At 30.8% G+C, this 18,550-nt stretch carries 14 protein-coding genes and 1 tRNA gene; 5 read left to right on the top strand and 10 right to left on the bottom strand.

From position 1 onward, the window contains the following. Window positions 1–24 precede the first annotated feature (24 nt). The 10 genes from SJY27_RS16180 to SJY27_RS16135 all read right to left on the bottom strand — a co-directional run bounded on the left by SJY27_RS16180 (window position 25) and on the right by SJY27_RS16135 (window position 8,100). Window positions 25–98: transfer RNA gene (locus SJY27_RS16180), tRNA-Thr, on the bottom strand. Window positions 99–204: 106 nt separating this feature from the next. After that, window positions 205–513: a ribosome hibernation-promoting factor, HPF/YfiA family gene (gene hpf / locus SJY27_RS16175; protein ID WP_397445912.1), complete on the bottom strand. Its 309-nt coding sequence runs from the start codon at window positions 511–513 to the stop codon at window positions 205–207. A 3-nt stretch (window positions 514–516) separates the two neighbouring features. Beyond that, entirely contained in the window at window positions 517–1,404 is an 888-nt protein-coding gene (locus SJY27_RS16170) for a tyrosine-type recombinase/integrase (RefSeq protein WP_397445911.1), read from the bottom strand. A gap of 183 nt (window positions 1,405–1,587) precedes the next feature. Continuing rightward, on the bottom strand, window positions 1,588–1,785 hold the full coding sequence (gene rpsU, locus SJY27_RS16165) for a 30S ribosomal protein S21 (RefSeq protein ID WP_015480739.1): 198 nt from the start codon (window positions 1,783–1,785) through the stop codon (window positions 1,588–1,590). A 382-nt stretch (window positions 1,786–2,167) separates the two neighbouring features. After that, window positions 2,168–3,334, bottom strand: coding sequence for an acyl-CoA dehydrogenase family protein (locus SJY27_RS16160; protein WP_397445910.1), 1,167 nt, complete (start codon window positions 3,332–3,334; stop codon window positions 2,168–2,170). Window positions 3,335–3,354: 20 nt separating this feature from the next. After that, on the bottom strand, window positions 3,355–4,269 hold the full coding sequence (locus SJY27_RS16155; RefSeq protein ID WP_397445909.1) for a helix-hairpin-helix domain-containing protein: 915 nt from the start codon (window positions 4,267–4,269) through the stop codon (window positions 3,355–3,357). Between the two features lie 9 nt (window positions 4,270–4,278). Beyond that, entirely contained in the window at window positions 4,279–5,871 is a 1,593-nt protein-coding gene (locus SJY27_RS16150) for an alanine/glycine:cation symporter family protein (protein WP_397445908.1), read from the bottom strand. 89 nt (window positions 5,872–5,960) lie between these two features. After that, window positions 5,961–6,860, bottom strand: coding sequence for an SDR family oxidoreductase (locus tag SJY27_RS16145; protein WP_397445907.1), 900 nt, complete (start codon window positions 6,858–6,860; stop codon window positions 5,961–5,963). 1 nt (window position 6,861) lies between these two features. After that, window positions 6,862–7,860, bottom strand: a complete 999-nt coding sequence (locus SJY27_RS16140) for a potassium channel family protein (protein WP_397445906.1) — start codon at window positions 7,858–7,860, stop codon at window positions 6,862–6,864. A 3-nt stretch (window positions 7,861–7,863) separates the two neighbouring features. Further along, the gene (locus SJY27_RS16135) at window positions 7,864–8,100 is read right to left on the bottom strand and encodes a PspC domain-containing protein (RefSeq protein ID WP_397445905.1); all 237 of its coding nucleotides are present in this window, start codon (window positions 8,098–8,100) and stop codon (window positions 7,864–7,866) included. Between the two features lie 101 nt (window positions 8,101–8,201). Here SJY27_RS16135 and uvrA point away from each other — a divergent pair, with 101 nt between their 5' ends. From uvrA to SJY27_RS16110, 5 genes are all read left to right on the top strand, one after another. Continuing rightward, the gene (uvrA, locus tag SJY27_RS16130; RefSeq protein WP_397445904.1) at window positions 8,202–11,024 is read left to right on the top strand and encodes an excinuclease ABC subunit UvrA; all 2,823 of its coding nucleotides are present in this window, start codon (window positions 8,202–8,204) and stop codon (window positions 11,022–11,024) included. An 89-nt stretch (window positions 11,025–11,113) separates the two neighbouring features. Further along, the gene (locus tag SJY27_RS16125) at window positions 11,114–11,821 is read left to right on the top strand and encodes a TIGR00730 family Rossman fold protein (RefSeq protein ID WP_397445903.1); all 708 of its coding nucleotides are present in this window, start codon (window positions 11,114–11,116) and stop codon (window positions 11,819–11,821) included. A 2-nt stretch (window positions 11,822–11,823) separates the two neighbouring features. Beyond that, window positions 11,824–13,104, top strand: coding sequence for a T9SS type A sorting domain-containing protein (locus SJY27_RS16120; RefSeq protein WP_397445902.1), 1,281 nt, complete (start codon window positions 11,824–11,826; stop codon window positions 13,102–13,104). Between the two features lies 1 nt (window position 13,105). Continuing rightward, window positions 13,106–15,919 carry an aminopeptidase gene (locus SJY27_RS16115; protein ID WP_397445901.1) on the top strand — a complete coding sequence of 938 codons (2,814 nt, stop codon included), beginning with the start codon at window positions 13,106–13,108 and terminating at the stop codon, window positions 15,917–15,919. 143 nt (window positions 15,920–16,062) lie between these two features. Then, on the top strand, window positions 16,063–18,516 hold the full coding sequence (locus SJY27_RS16110; protein ID WP_397445900.1) for a thiamine pyrophosphate-dependent enzyme: 2,454 nt from the start codon (window positions 16,063–16,065) through the stop codon (window positions 18,514–18,516). Window positions 18,517–18,550: the final 34 nt, after the last annotated feature.

The raw sequence follows: 18,550 nt of genomic DNA, 5'->3' as shown, positions 1-18,550 counted from the left end.
AATGAACTATATATTGTTTTTTAGAGCCGATGGAGGGACTCGAACCCACGACCTGCTGATTACAAATCAGCTGCTCTAGCCAGCTGAGCTACATCGGCTTTTTGTTGTAAAAAACAACCCGCTATTTCTAACGGATTGCAAATGTATAAAGTTTTTTTAAATTCCAAAACTTTTTTTAATATTTTTTTCTGTTTTTTTCTCTTTTTAAGAAATCAGGGAGTCTCTGTGCTTTTCTTTAGATCTTTTTAACTGCCTTTTTAGATTATCTACAGCTGAATTTATACCTTCTTCAAAAGTTTTAGTTTCTCTTTTTACAATTAATTCTTTTCCAGGTATATTAATTTTAACTTCTGTTATTTTGTTTTCTTTATCACTTGTATTTTGAACTTTTAAAAAAACTTCTGCATCAACAATTTTATCGTGAAATTTTGATAATGTTGCTACTTTTTCGTTAGCGAATGTAATTAAATCTTTGTCTGCATTAAAGTTAACGGACTGCGTAAATACTTTCATACTTTATTCTGTTTTATTACTCCTAGGGTGAGCTTGGTTATACACTTTCTTAATTGCGTCTAAACTATTATGAGTATAGACTTGTGTTGAGGCTAAAGATGAGTGCCCTAGTAACTCTTTAACCGAATTTAAATCTGCCCCTTCATTTAAAAGATGTGTCGCAAAGGAATGTCTTAAAATATGGGGGCTTTTTTTCTCTTTTGTAGAGACTTGACTAAAGTATGAATTTATAGTTCTGTAAACAAGAGTTTCATATATTTTATTTCCTTTTTCGGTTATAAATAATTCATCTAAACCTATTGAAAATTCTTTTTTAACTTCTAAATATTGCTTTAGTGTCTGAACAACAGAGGGCAACAAAGGAACATATCGTTCTTTGCTTCTTTTACCCAACACTTTTATAGTTTTATTTGATAAATCAATATTACTATGTTTAATATTAATTAACTCTGCTCTTCTTATACCTGTAGAATAAAATAACTCAACAATTAGTTTATTTCTTAGAGAAATAAAATCGTTTTTTTCGTTTACTGCGTTGATTACCTGGTTAATTTCTTTTGAATTGAAAGGAACTTGTATTTTTTTATTGACTTTTAACGCTTTGTGTTTTGCTAATGGATTTACCTTAATTCGATGTGTCTTTTGAAAAAATTTGTAAAATGATTTCAAAGAACTAATTTTTCGATTTATAGAACGATTGGATACTTTTGAATCTGATAAAGCAACAATCCAACTTCTAATTTGATTATAATGCACATCTGACAGAGTTTCTTGTTGGAATTCTACCACTAAAAAATCTTTAAATGATATTAAATCGTTTTTATAGGCTGTAATTGTATGCGTGGAGTATTTTTTTTCTAGAGATAAATATTCTAAAAATGAATCAATCACGGTTGTTGGTTGTTGGTTGTTGTAAAATTACAAAATTTAACACATAAAAAAACTCGTACCAAATAAAATTGATACGAGCTTGATGTTTTAGGATAGTTAAAACTTAGATCCCAAAGTAAATTCGGGATTAGTTCAACTTATAATTTTAAGTGCGTCTTGCAGACTTCTTAAAATTGAGTTTCACTAACCTACTTCTTCTTGTGTTCTAAGTCTTTGAACGTAAGAGGCTTTGATTCTTTGAGCTCTTTTGGCAACAGATGGCTTTGTAAAGTTTTTTCTGTTACGTAAGTTCTTCATTGTCTTTGTTCTGTCAAACTTTCGTTTATAACGTTTTAAAGCTCTATCTATATTCTCTCCTTCTTTTACTGGTATAATTAACATGTGTTAGCACCTCCCTTCATACGTATCTTATATATTTTTAAACAGGTTACCTGTTATTTTCTAATTTTGGTTTGCAAATGTAATTATTAAAAGTGAATTACAAATTTTTAATTCAATTAATTTTTAGATTGGCCTGCGTTAGGGATTGCAATGGCATCCTTTTTTATGCTAAACTGTGTTATACCTCTGTGTAATTTTAGAAATTATTTTTCTTGAAAATAGGATACTGATTTAAAGATAAGCATAAAAAAGATATAATGAAAAGCCCGACCTTTAGGTAACGCCCAAATTAGCGGACAGATAATCTGTAACATTTTGCAGTTAACGTACCTTAACTTGTTGTTAATTAATACCTACAAGGTATTGCAAACCTTGCAGGATTTTATGTTGCTGGTTTATACTCCTTGCCATCGATTACCATTTTTGCGATAATCTCTTTTAAGATTTCAGAGGTTCCACCTCCTATTGGCCCAAGTCTACTATCTCTTAGTAAACGTGCCATTGGATATTCTTCCATATAACCATAACCTCCTAAAAGCTGAAGTGCATCGTAAATAACTTCATCTGCCATTTTTGTAGATAAGAGTTTAGACATACTGGCCTCTTTTACTACATATTGCCCATTATCAAGGCGTTTAGTAATAGAGTAATTGTATTCTCTACACATATCTATCCTACTTGCCATTTCAGCAATTTTGTGTCTTAATGCTTGGAATTTGTCTAAAGATTTACCAAACGCTACTCTTTCTTCCATATACTTTACAGCATAATCTAGGGCATACTCTGCTCTTGCATGTGCGTTTACACCCATAAGTAATCGTTCTAAAGCAAAATGCTGCATGATATAAGGAAAGCCTTTGCCTTCTTCCCCCAATAAATTTTCAGCAGGGATTTCTACATTATCAAAAGCGATTTCTCCTGTGTCTGAAGCATTCCAACCTAGCTTGTTTAGTTTTGTTGCAGAAAGTCCTTTAGAATTTCTATCAACTATAAAAATACTAATTCCTTTATATTTATCTGAGGAATCTGTTTTTGCAGCAACTATTAAATAATCTGAATACACCCCATTTGTGATAAAGGTTTTTGAACCATTTAAAATGTATTTATCTCCTTGTTTAATTGCTGTAGATCGCATACCTGCAACATCAGAGCCACCAAAAGGTTCTGTGATACATAAGCAACCAATCATTTCTCCATCTACGCTTGGTACTAAGTATTTTTCTTTTTGTTGATGATTGCCTTCTTTGTTTAAGTGAGTCATCGCTAAGTATTCGTGTGCCCACATTGCAGCAGCGAAACCACCTGAGTTAATTTTTTGCATTTCTTCTAGAAATACAATTGTATAGAACAAATCTAAATCCATCCCACCATATTCTTCTGGCGTGGATAAACCAAAATATCCCATTTCGCCAAATTTTTTCCAAATAAAACGTTCTATAGTTCCTGTTTTTTCCCATTTATCAATGTGTGGAACAACTTCTTTTTGTAAAAATTCTTTGAAACTTGCACGAAATATTTCGTGTTCTTCAGTAAAGTACATACTGTTCATTAGGCTCGGAATTTATTAATTTATTCAGCCAACAAATATAAGACTATTCTATCATACAACTCTAGAGGAAAATCTTTGATATTTTTTAGTTCTGAGATATTTTGCAACTCTGCTACCTCATCTCTATAATTAAAAATCTTTTTACAAAGCTCGTAATCTATATATGGATTTTTCAATAACTCTTTGAATTCTACAGTATTTACGTTTACTTTTTTAAGGATTGGTTTTTGATTAATTTTAAATACAGACAATACTTTATCTGCGACTTCCTTTTCTAGACCCCATACTTCATAAAGTTGCTCTTTATAAGAAAAACCTTGTAATTTAGAACGATACTTAATAATTCGTTTTGAGAAAGCAGGTCCTATTCCATTTATAGTTTTAAAATCTTCTGCTGTTGCTTTATTAATATCTGAAGTTGATATTGTTTTTTTTGTGTAACTGGATTTGTTTTGGTAAGTATTACTAGACTTAGAAGTTGAAGTAAATTTTTGACTTTCTTTCTGTTTATTTCTTGCTATTACCCAATCTGGAAATTTGAAATAAGGTGATATTTTAGCCAAAAGTGAATCTGAAATTTGTGTAACTTTTTGAAACTCTTCTTTAGAATTTACAAATTGATTGGTTTTTCTAAATGCTAGTAATCGATCTATTTCATCTATTGACATGCCCAATTGCTCACCTTTATAATCTGTAATATAATTGGGATTAAAAGGATAAATTTTAGGTTTTCTGTTTTCGATTTCAAGTAACTTTAAACTATCAACTTGTTGTTGAAATACTATTAGTTCTGGAGTTTCAGAATTTATAATTTCATCTTTAGAAAAAGGGTCTGTAAATATAAAAATCTGAAGAATGATAATAAATATACCTAAAAGCAAAATCCCATTTCTTTGGCTTTTGTTATACCAGAAATGGGATTTGAATATGTTCATTTTATAATTTTAAGCTTCAGTCTTAATGCCTTTAATAGCACTCATATATTTCTTTAATTCATCTTTTACTTTTGGCGCTAATATAATTAAACCTACCATATTCGGAACCATCATTGCAAATACCATAGCATCTGAAAAACCAATTACTGAACCTAAACTTGCAGCAGCACCTATTACAACAAATATGCAGAAAATTACTTTATAAGTGTACTCCATTTTTTTAGATCTACCAAATAAATATACCCATCCTTGGAAACCATAATAAGACCAAGAAATCATAGAACTAAAAGCAAATAAAACTACAGCTACTGTTAACACATAAGGAAACCAAGAAATAGCCGACTCAAATGCACCAGAAGTTAATAAAATGGCCTGTGCATCATTTAAAGAAGCATTTTCTGCTGCAACATTTCCTGTAATAATTAAAACCAAGGCTGTCATTGTACATACTACAACTGTATCTATAAATGGTTCTAATAAAGCAACCATACCTTCACTAGCTGCGTATTTAGTTTTTACAGCTGAATGTGCTATTGATGCAGAACCAATACCTGCCTCGTTAGAAAATGCTGCTCTTCTAAAACCTTGTACTAAAACCCCAACTGCACCACCTGCAATTCCTTCAGGAGAGAAAGCACCACTAAAAATTTGGCCGAAAGCATCGCCAATCATATCATAATTATAGAAAATTACATATAAAGATGCAGCTACATAAATTGCTACCATAAAAGGAACAATTTTGTCGGTTACTTTAGCAATTTTTTTGATACCACCAATAATAACGATTCCTACTAGTACTGCCATCACTATACCAAAAGCCCATCCATAACCATTTAAAAATGAATCTTTACCACCAGTAATATTTTCTACCAATTGAAAAGCTTGGTTTACTTGAAACATATTACCACCACCAAAAGAGCCTCCTATTACGAAAACTGCAAAAAGTGCTGCTAATACCTTACCTAAAGTTTTGTTTTTTAAACCTTTTGTTAAGTAATACATTGGGCCACCATAAACAGTACCATCTGCTTCAATATCTCTATATTTTACACCTAAAGTACATTCTACAAATTTTGATGCCATTCCTAAGAAACCTGCAATAATCATCCAAAAAGTAGCTCCTGCACCACCTATTGAAACTGCTATTGCAACACCAGCAATATTACCCAAACCTACTGTTGCAGACAATGCTGCTGTTAATGCTTGAAAGTGAGAAACTTCTCCTTCATGACCTTCTACCCTTATCGTATCTGGGTTATCTTCTTCATCTGTAAATTTAGATTTTTCAATTTCTACCTTGTGATCTTTTCTTCCTTCTAATCCATCATACTTACCTCTAACTATGTTTATTGAAGTTATAAAACCTCTAAAATTGATAAAGTTGAAGTAAAATGTAAAATACAAAGCTCCTAAAATTAAAGGAAATAATACCCAATAAATGCTAATTGTATCTGTAAACGGAATTTGGTAAAATATAAAATCAACAAACCACCCTGTTGCATTACCAAATGCTTCATCGATTTGCTGATCTAATCCTTTTTCTTGAGAAAAGGTTAACATAGGAATTGCTAATAAAAATAATGAAAGAAGTTTTTTCTTCATAATAAATGTATTGTTAGTTTTGATTTTACTGACGTGCAATATCTTAAAAAAATGGGCTTTTAACAACTTTTAGCAGTTAAAAGTCAATTTTACAGCAAGGTTTCTTTAAATCTTTGTAAATCTTCTTTAAATGATTTTGGATAAAAATCCAATTCTTTATTTGTTTTCGATAAATCGAAACCTGTTTTTGGCGGACGTTTTGCAGTTTGATTTAAGGTAGTTGATGAAATTGGTTTTATTAGACTTTTATCTAAACCAAATACTTCTGCAACTTGTTGGGTAATTTCAAAAACACTTAATAACTCTTTAGAAGATATATGAAAAACACCTGTTGCTTTTTTATCCATAGTAATTTTACATGCCAATGCTAAATCATTAACATAAGTAGGCATTCTATATTGATCGTTAACAATGGTAATTTCTTTACCTTGCTCTAACATGCTTTTTACCCAAAGTACAATATTATTTCTACTCATAGAAAATACTTTTCCATAAACCAAAATGGTTCTCAAAATAGTATATTTTACATTTGAGTCTAACAACACTTTTTCAGATTTTACTTTAGACAATCCATAATAACTTAATGGGTTTGGGTTGTCTGTTTCTTTATAATATCCCTTTTCACCATCAAAAATAAAATCGGTAGATAAGTGTATTACATGAACACCAAGTTCTTCTGATATTTCTGCCAACCATTTTACGACATCAACATTCAAAAGATCACAAGCATTTTTATCAATTTCGCAATCATCAACCAAAGTCATTGCTGCTGTGTTGATTATAAAATGAGGTTGAATTTCTCTGATTGTTTTTTTTAGATTTTCTTCTTGTGTTAAATCAATTGAAACATAATTAAAATCGTCTCTTCCACTTCTATTTTCTCCTCTTGAAAAACCAAATACTTGATATTTTTCAACTTCTTTAAGTAATAATGCTAACAAGGATTGCCCCAATAATCCATTACTACCTGTAATAATAACTTTTATCATTTTAAAATAATTCTCTAAGTTTTGTAATTTGTTCTGGTCTTCCTAAAACAATTAAATGCGCGCCTTGAACTAAAGGTGTTGATGCTTCTGGATTTATAACATAATCTTTATCTGGATTTCTAAAACCTATAACAGTGCAACCTGTTTGTCTTCTTAAATCTAAATCTAGTATTGTTTTACCTAAATATTTTTTCGGCAATTCATCAACATCAATTTCCTCTAAATTTGCAGTGGTTTCACCTTCAATAGTTAATCTATCTACAAACTCTATTACATCTGGAGTAGTAACCAAAGAAGCCATGTGATTTCCACCCAATTTGTCTGGCATAATCACATTATCTGCGCCTGCAATTTTTAATTTACTGTAAGAAGACTCATTAGAAGCTCTACTAATAATTCTACAATCTTTATTTAACTGGCTCGCAGTTAAAACAATAAATAAATTATTTGCATCTGATGGTAAAGCAGCAATTAAAGCACTTGCTTTTTTTATCCCTGCACTTAACAAAGTTTCATCTAAAGTAGCATCACCTTCTATATTTAACAGCCCATTTTCATCTAACAAGGCTATCATATCTTTATTTTTTTCTACTACTACAAAATCTTTATTGTAATTACTTAGCTTTACTATAGCTTGCTTTCCATTTCTTCCATAGCCACAAACTATTGTGTGCCCTTCTAAATCTGCAATTTGTTTTTCCACTCTTCTGTGTTTAAAATGTTCAAAAAATTGTCCGCTAACTAAATACTCTGAAAATGCAGAAACTGCATAACCAAAAATTGTAATACTTGTTAGAATTAAAAAAATTGTAAAAATCTTTTCTTCGGGTGTAAAAGGATGCACTTCTCCAAAACCTACTGTAGTTACTGTAATAACAGTCATGTACAAAGCATCAATAAAAGTGTAGTTAGAAAAAGACATATACCCTAAAGTGCCCACTGTTAAGACAGAGGTAACTAAGACTGATATTTTATGTATTTTAGAACTTAGTACCTTCATAAACTACAAATCAAAAACCGAACTTCTTTTGGTATAAATTAAATCTTTTAACTTCATAGCAAATGCAAAAGTGAGGTAAAACCCAAAAGAGAGTCCCACAGTAAAAAACGTTACATAAATAAAATAAATACGCACATTTTTAGCACGCATGCCTAATCGATCTGCCAACCTTTGAAAAAATCCAAATCCGTGTCTTTCAAAAAAATGACGTATGGTATGTATAAATTTTCTGCCTTTCATTTCAACTGCAAGATAACAATATCTAGGTATTTGTTATTTACATTTCGATTAAAAATGATTTCTATTGATTAACTTTGCGTTTTTGCAAAAACCACCTTTTTTTGAAAGACCAAGAATACATAGAAGTTTACGGAGCAAGAGCACATAATTTAAAGAATATTGATGTAAAAATTCCTAGAGAAAAACTAGTTGTAATTACTGGTTTAAGTGGTAGTGGAAAATCTTCTTTAGCCTTTGACACCATTTATGCTGAAGGACAAAGACGCTATATTGAAACGTTTTCTGCTTATGCCAGACAATTTTTAGGAGGATTAGAACGACCTGATGTTGATAAAATTGATGGGCTATCTCCTGTGATTTCTATCGAGCAAAAAACCACAAATAAAAGTCCACGTTCTACAGTGGGTACTATTACAGAAATCTACGATTTTTTAAGATTACTGTATGCTAGAGCTGCTGATGCGTATTCTTACAATTCTGGTGAGCTTATGGTGAGTTATTCTGATGAGCAAATCCGAAAATTGATTTTAAAAGATTTTGATGGTAAAAAAGTTGCCATTTTGGCGCCTTTAATAAAATCTAGAAAAGGACATTATCGCGAATTGTTTGAGCAAATTTCTAAACAAGGTTTTGTGCGTGTTCGTGTTGATGGGAAAATTAGAGAAATTGAAAAAGGCATGCGTTTAGACCGCTATAAAACGCACGATATTGAAGTGGTTATTGATCGGTTATTGATTAACGAATCATCAGAAAAACGCTTAGAAGAAACCATTAAAACTGCGCTCTATTCTGGAAACAATATTATGATGATTATTGATATTGATAACGAAAAACCTCGATATTTTAGTCGCGAATTAATGTGTCCAACCACAGGTATTGCTTATCCAAACCCTGAACCGAATACATTTTCTTTCAACTCACCAAAAGGGGCTTGCTCTACCTGTAATGGTTTAGGCATTAATCAAGAAATCAACTTGAATAAAGTAATTCCTGATGATACCATTTCTATCAAAAAAGGAGGAATTGCACCTTTAGGTGAACAGAAAAATAGCTGGATTTTTAAACAAATTCAACATATTGCTGAACGTTATCAATTCAAATTAACAGACCCCATAAAAGATATTCCTAAAAAAGCATTAGACATTATTTTAAATGGTGGTAACGAAACATTTAAAATTGAATCGAAAACCGTTGGTGTAACCAGAAATTATAAAATTGATTTTGAAGGAATTATTTCTTTTATAGAAAATCAATATAAAAATGCAGAAAGCAATTCTATTAAACGTTGGGCAAAAGGTTTTATGGACGAAGTTTCTTGCAAAACCTGCGAAGGAAAACGATTAAAAAAAGAAGCACTTCATTTTAAAATCACCAATAAAAATATTAGTGATTTGGCACAAATGGATGTTACTGAATTGGCTCTTTGGTTTGCAGAAATTGAAAATCAACTATCAGAAAAACAACTTACCATTGCTACAGAAATTTTAAAAGAAATTAGAACTCGAATTCAGTTTTTGTTAGATGTTGGTTTAGATTACTTAACCTTAGATAGAACTTCAAAATCACTTTCTGGTGGCGAAGCTCAAAGAATACGTTTGGCTACACAAATTGGTTCTCAATTGGTAGGTGTTTTGTATATTTTAGATGAGCCAAGTATTGGTTTGCATCAAAGAGATAATCAAAAATTAATAGACTCTTTAGTAAAATTAAGAGATGTTGGTAACTCTGTTTTGGTTGTTGAACATGATGAAGACATGATGAAAAAAGCAGACTATGTTTTAGATATTGGGCCAGGAGCAGGAAGACATGGAGGAGAAATTGTAAGTATTGGCACATATGACGAAATCATAAAAAATAAAACGCTAACTACAGATTATTTAACAGGAAGAAAAAAAATAGAAGTCCCAAAAGAACGTAGAGCAGGAAATGGAAAAACCATTAAACTAAAAGGTGCTTCTGGCAATAATTTAAAGAATGTTTCAGTAGAGTTTCCTTTAGGAAAAATGATATGCGTAACTGGAGTTTCTGGTAGTGGAAAATCAACTTTAATTAACGAAACTTTATATCCTATTTTAAACGCTCATATTTATAGAGGTGTTAAAAAACCCATGCCTTACAAAAAAATTGAAGGCTTAGAACATGTAGATAAAGTGATTGATATTGATCAATCTCCTATTGGTAGAACTCCACGATCTAACCCAGCAACCTACACCAAAACTTTTGATGAAATTAGAAGTTTGTTTGCAAAAACCCCAGAAGCTGCCATTCGTGGTTATAAACCTGGTCGTTTTTCATTTAATGTAAAAGGCGGACGATGTGAAACCTGTCAAGGAGGAGGAGTTCGTGTTATTGAAATGAATTTTCTACCAGACGTTCAAGTAGAATGTGAAACCTGTCAAGGAAAACGTTTTAATAGAGAAACGCTAGAGATTCGATATAAAGGAAAATCGATTTCTGACATTTTAGACATGACCATTGAAGATGCTACAGACTTCTTTGAAAACATCCCTAAAATTCACAGAAAATTAAAAACAATTAAAGATGTTGGCTTGGGCTATATTACTTTAGGCCAACAATCAACCACACTTTCTGGTGGTGAAGCACAACGTATAAAATTGGCATCAGAATTATCGAAAAGAGATACAGGAAACACCTTTTACATTTTAGACGAACCTACAACAGGCTTGCATTTCGAAGATATTCGTGTATTGATGGAAGTTTTAAACAAACTGGCTAACAAAGGAAATACGGTTTTAATTATAGAACACAATTTAGACGTTATTAAACTAGCAGATTACATTATAGATGTTGGTATGGAGGGTGGTAAAAAAGGTGGCAAAATTTTAGTAAAAGGAACTCCAGAAGAAGTTGCAAAACATAAAAAAAGCTACACAGCCAAATTCTTAAAAAAGGAGCTTTTATAAAAATTAGCTTAAAATTTGTTACTAGAAATTTAAAAAAAGACTTAATTTAGTTGGCTTTTCTTTTGTAAAAGCTTAAAAACAATATTACAATGACACAAGACGATAGAAAAATAAAAGAACAATTTCTACCCAAAACTTGGAATGAAATAAAAACAAACGATTCTTGGGCTATTTTTAAAATAATGGCAGAATTTGTTGAAGGGTATGAAAAATTAAGTAAAATAGGGCCTTGTGTTTCTATTTTTGGTTCTGCTCGCACAAAACCAGATCATCCGTATTATAAATTAGCAGAAGATGTTGCATTTAAATTAACACAAAGTGGTTTTGGTGTAATTACTGGTGGTGGGCCTGGAATTATGGAAGCTGGTAACAAAGGGGCAAATCGTGGAAAAGGACTTTCTGTTGGATTGAATATTGAACTCCCTTTTGAACAACATGATAATCCATGGATTGATCAAGGAAAAAGTTTAGATTTCGATTACTTTTTTGTAAGAAAAGTAATGTTTGTAAAATACTCTCAAGGTTTTGTGGTAATGCCTGGTGGATTTGGTACTATGGATGAACTTTTTGAAGCCATTACTTTAATACAAACTAAAAAAATTGGTCGTTTTCCAATTGTTTTAGTGGGTAGGAAATTTTGGGCAGGTTTGTTAGACTGGATTAAAAATACGCTTATAGAAGAAGGTAATATTAGCCAAGAAGATTTAAATTTATTTAGAGTTGTAGATACTGCTGATGAAGCCGTAGAGCATTTCAATAAATTCTATGCCAAATATAAAATTAAGCCGAATTTTTAAATATGCTAAAAAAAAGCGTTTTCCTTTTCTGTTTATTTACGATTTTAACTGTTACTGCGCAAACCAGAATAAAATCGATGTTTTACAACACCTTAAATTATGGTTCTGACCTAAACAGCCAAAACAGAACTATTCATTTAAAAACTATTTTAGAAGATGTACAACCAGATTTATTTATGATTTGTGAATTAATAAATGAAAACGCATCAGATTATTTATACCAAAACGCAATCGTACCTATAAATTCTAATTTTAAAAAAGCACCTTTTAAAGAGAGTGAATCGCCAGCTACTGGATTACTGCAGATGGCATATTATAATTCAGAAAAACTAATTTTAGAATCTACAAACGTAATTCCAACAGATATTCGAGACATTAATCAGTATTCATTTACATTAAACACAGTCGATTCTGCAATAAATCCTATTAAAATAGAGGTTTTTGTAACGCATTTAAAAGCAGCTACAGGAAGTGATAATCGCTTAAAACGATACAATGCTGTACTTAAATTTTTAGATGCTTTAGATAAAATTCCACAAGATAGTTTTGTGCTTTTTGCAGGTGATTTTAATTTTTACACCAGTAATGAAGATGGTTATAGAGTTTTATCTGATGCTAGAAATACCATTAAAATTATAGACCCAATTGATAGACCTGCAGACGTATTTCCTAACAATACAACTATTGGAGATCCTTTTGAGTTTTACAGCTCTAGCTCTAGTTACTTTTGGAGAAATAGTTCTTTTTCGGACATTCACTCTCAATCTACAAGATCTGCTTCATTAAATGGAGATGGTGCTGGAGGTGGAATGGATGATCGATTCGATTTTATTTTAATGTCTGAAAACCTTAAAACAAATACCAATTTATTTTATATAGAAGATAGCTACAAAACCATTGGCAATAATGGAAACTGTTACAATTCTTACATAAGCAATACTTCTTGTACTGGAACTTACTCTCAAGAATTACGAAATGCCTTATATCAATTTAGTGATCATTTACCTATTGTTATGAGTTTAGAAACTCCTGTAAATACCTTATCATTAGAAAAAAACAACCCAATTTCATTTTCTAATGCTAATATTGTTAAAAATTCAATAACTTTAGCATTGAAAGAAAAAGCAAAATCAATCATTATCTACAATCAACTTGGTCAAGTTGTTTATCAACAAAAAAACAGTAATACAGTAGCATTAAAAATTGATACTAGTACTTTTTCTAAAGGTGTTTACTTTTTAAAAGCGGATGCACATAAACCCCTAAAATTTGTAAAAAATTAAATTGAAAAACGTATTTCTAACACTTTTCATCTGTATGTTTTGCTGTGCTTTATTAGCACAAGAAAATTCCATTTCTATAAAAGCAAATTTAAATGCAGACAAAGATGAAATGATCGTAAAGCAAGAAATTGTGTTTTTTAACACTACAGATTCTATTTTAAAAAATATCTACTTACACAATTGGCCCAATAGTTTTAGAGACAGAAAAACACCATTATCACAACGTTTTATAAAAGATTACAGAAAAGATTTATATTTTTCTAAACAAAGTAAACTAGGCAAAACTACCATTAAAAACTTAACCGTAGATTTTGAAAACGTTAACTTTACAGAACTAGAAAATAATGCAGATATCTTAAACATTACCCTAGTCAAACCTTTGCCTCAAAAAGAAAAAACCAAAATTATAATTACATATACTGTAAAAATACCAAGCGCCTCATTTACAGGATATGGAAAAACAAAAAAAGGTTACCATTTGCGTTTTTGGTACATTACACCTGCAGTTTACGATAAAGGTTGGGCATTAATGAGTAACCTTAATATTGATGATTTATACGAAAACCCAACCGACTTTAAAATAGATATTAATATTCCGAAATCATATATTTTAGAAAGCAACCTTTACCAATACAACACGAAAAAAGAAGACGTTAACAATTACTATTTGGTAGGTAAAAAAAAATCGGATGTAATTTTAAGCATCAATAAAACCAAACAATTAAAATCTTACAAAACCAAAAAATTTAATGTTTATACCAATGTTTTTGGTGATGAATATGAGCTAGACCATAAATCTAAAATTATTATTTTAAACAGAAATATTCAGTTTTTAGAAAAATATTTAGGCCAATATCCTCATAAAGAATTATTTATTGATAAAATAACTCAACGAAAAGACCCTGTAATTGGACTAACTCAACTACCTGATTTTATACGTCCATTTTCTGAAACTTTTAAAGCAGACCTCACCATATTTAAGGCACTAAGCAGAAAATATATAGAAAGTACTTTGTTTTTAAATAAAAGAAAAGACTATTGGCTGTTAGATGGTTTACAGAACTATTTTATGATTGAATACATTGAAGAGTTTTATCCTAACACCAAAATTTTAGGTAAATTTTCAGACACCTTTTTCTTAAGGACTTTTAATATTTCTAAAGCAGAATTTAATGACAAATACCCGTTAATTTACCAATTTGTTTCTCGTAAATTTTTAGATCAATCATTGTCAACCTCTGCTGATTCCCTTTCTAATTTTAATAGAAAAATTGCCAATAAATATAAAGCTGGCATGGCTTTTAGATATTTAAAAGGCTATTTAGGAGATAGTATTTTAAATAATACCATCAAAAGTTTTTATCAAAATAACCAAACTAAAATTGTTACAAGCACCGATTTTAAAGAACTGCTAGCCTCTAAAACACAGAAAGAAATAGACTGGTTTTTTGATGATTTTATTAAAACCAACAAAAAAATAGACCACACCATTGACAATTTAACTATTAATGGAGATAGTGTTGCTGTTACCATTAGAAATAAGAGGAATATGACCACACCTGTTTTGCTATATGGTTTACAAAACAAGGAAATAAAATATAAAAAATGGATTACTGGAATTAAAGATACAGCTACAATTACCATCCCTAAAAAAGGAATTAATAAAGTAAGTTTAAATTATGAAAATTTTTATCCAGAACTAAACACTTTAGACAATTGGAAAAGATTAAAAAATAAAATCTTTAATAAACCTTTAAAATTCAGCTTAATAAAAGACATTCAAGACCCATATTACAATCAACTATTTTATCAACCCAATTTTAGCTATAATTTTTACAACGGATTAACTTTAGGGCTTAGTTTACATAATAAACCTTTAATTAAAAGAAACTTAGAAGCCTCTATTGCACCTGCATATGCTACAAAAAGTGGTTCTGTTATCGGTAATTTTTCAGTAATGTATCATCAATACTTCGAAAAAACCAATATTTATAAAATCATTTATGGTATGGCTGGTGGAACATCAGATTATGCGCCAAATTTATCATACCAATCTCTTTTACCTTTTGTAAGTTTAATTTTTAAAAGAAAAGATTTAAGAGACGCTACCCAAGAGTTTATAACTGCACGAATGCTGCATATCAATAAAGAAATTCCTTTTGGTCAGCCAGAAAGCGCTGAAGACAATTACAATATCTTTAGCTTACAATATAATTACATGAATCCTGATATTATTCAGGAATTTAGATATAATTTTAGTTTAGAAATTGCAGAAAATTTTTCTAAAGTAGCTGCAGATATTCGCTATAGATCGCTATCTACATCAGACACACAATTAGATTTTAGATTGTATGCAGGTTCTTTTTTAAGCAACTCATCTACTGGAAATTATTTTAGTTTTGGTTTAGATAGAGCCAATGATTACTTGTTTCAACTCAATTATTTTGGTAGATCTGAAGAATCTGGTATTTTCAGTCAGCAATATATTATTGCAGAAGGTGGTTTTAAGTCTGTTTTACCAACAAGATTCGCTGATCAATATATGGTATCTCTAAATTCTAGCTTTGGTTTATGGAGGTGGGTAGAATTTTATAATGATGTTGCCTTTTTAAAAAACAAAAATATACCAGTCTATTTTGCTTACAACAATGGTATCCGATTCAATTTTGTACATAATATTTTTGAAATATACTTTCCTTTATATTCTAATAACGGTTGGGAAGTAGGACAAGAAGCTTACGCAGAAAAAATTCGATTTACTTTTACAGGAAATCTTCGCTCAATTTTTAATTTCTTTAGAAGAGGATTCCTATAAATTCAAACAAATTTACTTTTATTGTATAATTATCAACAAAACAGAATTAAAATCGTTTATTATTAACATATTCTTAATAACTGAGGCTATTTTTAAATATCAATTAAAAAAACTATCTTTGCATCATTAAATTTTCTCAAACTATGTTGCAAAAAACAATTGCTTTAAACACTCAAGAAATTTCTTTTAACGAATTTAAAAAAGAAGTGTTAAAAGACTACAGAGTTGCACGAATAAGCAGAGAATGTAGCTTACTTGGTAGACGAGAAGTACTTACTGGTAAAGCTAAGTTTGGTATTTTTGGTGATGGAAAAGAAGTGCCACAATTGGCAATGGCAAAAGCGTTTAAGCATGGCGATTTTAGATCTGGTTATTACAGAGACCAGACATTTATGATGGCTTTAGGCGAACTTACAGCCCAACAATTTTTTGCAGGTTTATATGCACATACAGATATAAAAGCAGATCCTATGTCTGCTGGAAGGCAAATGGGTGGGCATTTTGCAACCCATAGTTTAAATGAAAATGGCTCTTGGAAAAATTTAACCCAGCAATACAATTCTAGTTCAGATATTTCACCTACTGCTGGGCAAATGCCTCGTTTATTAGGCTTAGCACAAGCATCAAAAATATATAGAAACGAAAAAAGCGTACAAAACAACACCAATTTTTCTAATAAAGGAAACGAAGTGGCTTGGGGTACCATTGGAAATGCAAGTACAAGCGAAGGTTTGTTTTTTGAAACTATTAATGCAGCCGGAGTTTTACAAGTACCTATGATAATGAGTGTTTGGGATGATGAATATGGAATATCTGTACACGCAAAACACCAAACTACTAAAGAAAGTATTTCTGAAATTTTAAAAGGATTTCAAAGAGACGAAAAAAATAAAGGGTACGAAATATTTGTAATTAATGGTTGGGATTATGTGCAATTGGTAGACATATATCATAAAGCAGCTAAAATTGCAAGAGAAGAACACGTACCTGTTTTAATACATGTTAAAGAATTAACACAACCTCAAGGACATTCTACTTCTGGTTCTCACGAAAGATATAAAGACAAAGATCGTTTGGCTTGGGAAAAAAATCATGATTGTATTACTAAAATGCGTGAATGGATTTTAGATTTTGAACTAGAAACTGAAACTGGAGATGTATTGCGTTTTGTGGATGGTGAAGAAGATTTAATCATCTTAGAAAAAGAAGCAAAAAAAGAGGTTACAAACGCAAAACGAAACGCTTGGAGTGCCTATTTAAATGAAATAAAATCAGAACGTTTAATAGTTTCTGAAATATTAGAAGGTGTTGCTAATAAAAGTGAAAACGGTACATTTATCAATAAATATAAAAACGATTTATTAGCCATTGCAGAACCAACTAGAAAAGATGTATTAGCTACAGCTAGAAAATGTTTGTGGTATTTAAGAGATGAATACTTTAGCGAAAAAATAGAACTACAAAACTTTATAAAATCTGCATTAAAAGATGCACATTATAAATATTCTACGCATTTAACAAGTGAAACTGATTTAAACAGTTTAGCCATTTTAGAGAAAAAACCAACTTATACGCAAGACAAAAATTTAGTAGATGCTAGAATTATAATGCGTGATAATTTTGATGCCATTTTAGAAAAACACAAAGATGTGGTTATTTTTGGTGAAGATGCTGGTTATATTGGCGATGTAAACCAAGGTTTAGAAGGCTTACAAGATAAGTTTGGAGACATTAGAATTTCTGATACTGGAATTCGTGAAGCAACCATTATTGGGCAAGGAATTGGTTTAGCAATGCGTGGTTTAAGACCCATTGCAGAAATACAATATTTAGATTACTTATTGTATGCACTACAAATTATGAGTGATGATTTAGCCACTTTGCGTTACAGAACTTTTGGCAAACAAAAAGCGCCTTTAATTATTAGAACTCGTGGACATCGTTTAGAAGGTATTTGGCACGCAGGTTCGCCTATGGGTGGAATCATTAACAACCTTAGAGGTATTCATGTTTTAGTGCCAAGAAATATGACTAAAGCTGCAGGATTTTACAACACACTTTTAGCTGGTGACGATCCTGCTTTGGTAATTGAATGTTTAAATGGTTACAGATTAAAAGAGGAATTACCTACTAATTTAGGCGATTTTAAAACACCAATAGGCGTTGTAGAAACCGTTAAAGAAGGGAAAGATATCACCATTGTTTCTTATGGTTCTACTTTACGTTTGGTACAAGATGCAGCAAAAGATTTGGCACAAGTAGGTATCGATATCGAAATTATAGATGCCCAGTCTTTATTGCCTTTTGATTTAGCTCACGACTGTGTAAAAAGTGTTGCCAAAACCAATAAATTATTGGTAGTTGATGAAGATGTTCCTGGTGGAGCTTCTGCCTACATTTTACAAGAGATTTTAGAAAATCAAAACGGATACCAATATCTAGATAGCAAACCAGCTACATTAACATCAAAAGCACACAGACCTGCTTATGGTACAGATGGCGATTATTTTTCTAAACCGTCTGCTGAAGATATTTTTGAGAAAGTGTATGAGATTATGCATGAATTCAATCCACAGAAATTTAAGAGTTTGTATTAGAAATTTCTTAAAAAAGATAAAGCCCAATTAATTT

The organism is Polaribacter sp. R77954 (genome assembly GCF_044595335.1).
Taxonomy (GTDB): domain Bacteria; phylum Bacteroidota; class Bacteroidia; order Flavobacteriales; family Flavobacteriaceae; genus Polaribacter.
This window is presented reverse-complemented; position numbering and strand designations above follow the sequence as displayed.

Coding starts and splice junctions, on each gene's coding strand:
- hpf (WP_397445912.1), bottom strand. CDS start 513: ATGAAAGTATTTACGCAGTCCGTTAACTTTAATGCAGACAAAGATTTA.
- rpsU (WP_015480739.1), bottom strand. CDS start 1,785: ATGTTAATTATACCAGTAAAAGAAGGAGAGAATATAGATAGAGCTTTA.
- SJY27_RS16160 (WP_397445910.1), bottom strand. CDS start 3,334: ATGAACAGTATGTACTTTACTGAAGAACACGAAATATTTCGTGCAAGT.
- SJY27_RS16155 (WP_397445909.1), bottom strand. CDS start 4,269: ATGAACATATTCAAATCCCATTTCTGGTATAACAAAAGCCAAAGAAAT.
- SJY27_RS16150 (WP_397445908.1), bottom strand. CDS start 5,871: ATGAAGAAAAAACTTCTTTCATTATTTTTATTAGCAATTCCTATGTTA.
- SJY27_RS16145 (WP_397445907.1), bottom strand. CDS start 6,860: ATGATAAAAGTTATTATTACAGGTAGTAATGGATTATTGGGGCAATCC.
- SJY27_RS16140 (WP_397445906.1), bottom strand. CDS start 7,860: ATGAAGGTACTAAGTTCTAAAATACATAAAATATCAGTCTTAGTTACC.
- SJY27_RS16135 (WP_397445905.1), bottom strand. CDS start 8,100: ATGAAAGGCAGAAAATTTATACATACCATACGTCATTTTTTTGAAAGA.
- SJY27_RS16125 (WP_397445903.1), top strand. CDS start 11,114: ATGACACAAGACGATAGAAAAATAAAAGAACAATTTCTACCCAAAACT.
- SJY27_RS16120 (WP_397445902.1), top strand. CDS start 11,824: ATGCTAAAAAAAAGCGTTTTCCTTTTCTGTTTATTTACGATTTTAACT.
- SJY27_RS16110 (WP_397445900.1), top strand. CDS start 16,063: ATGTTGCAAAAAACAATTGCTTTAAACACTCAAGAAATTTCTTTTAAC.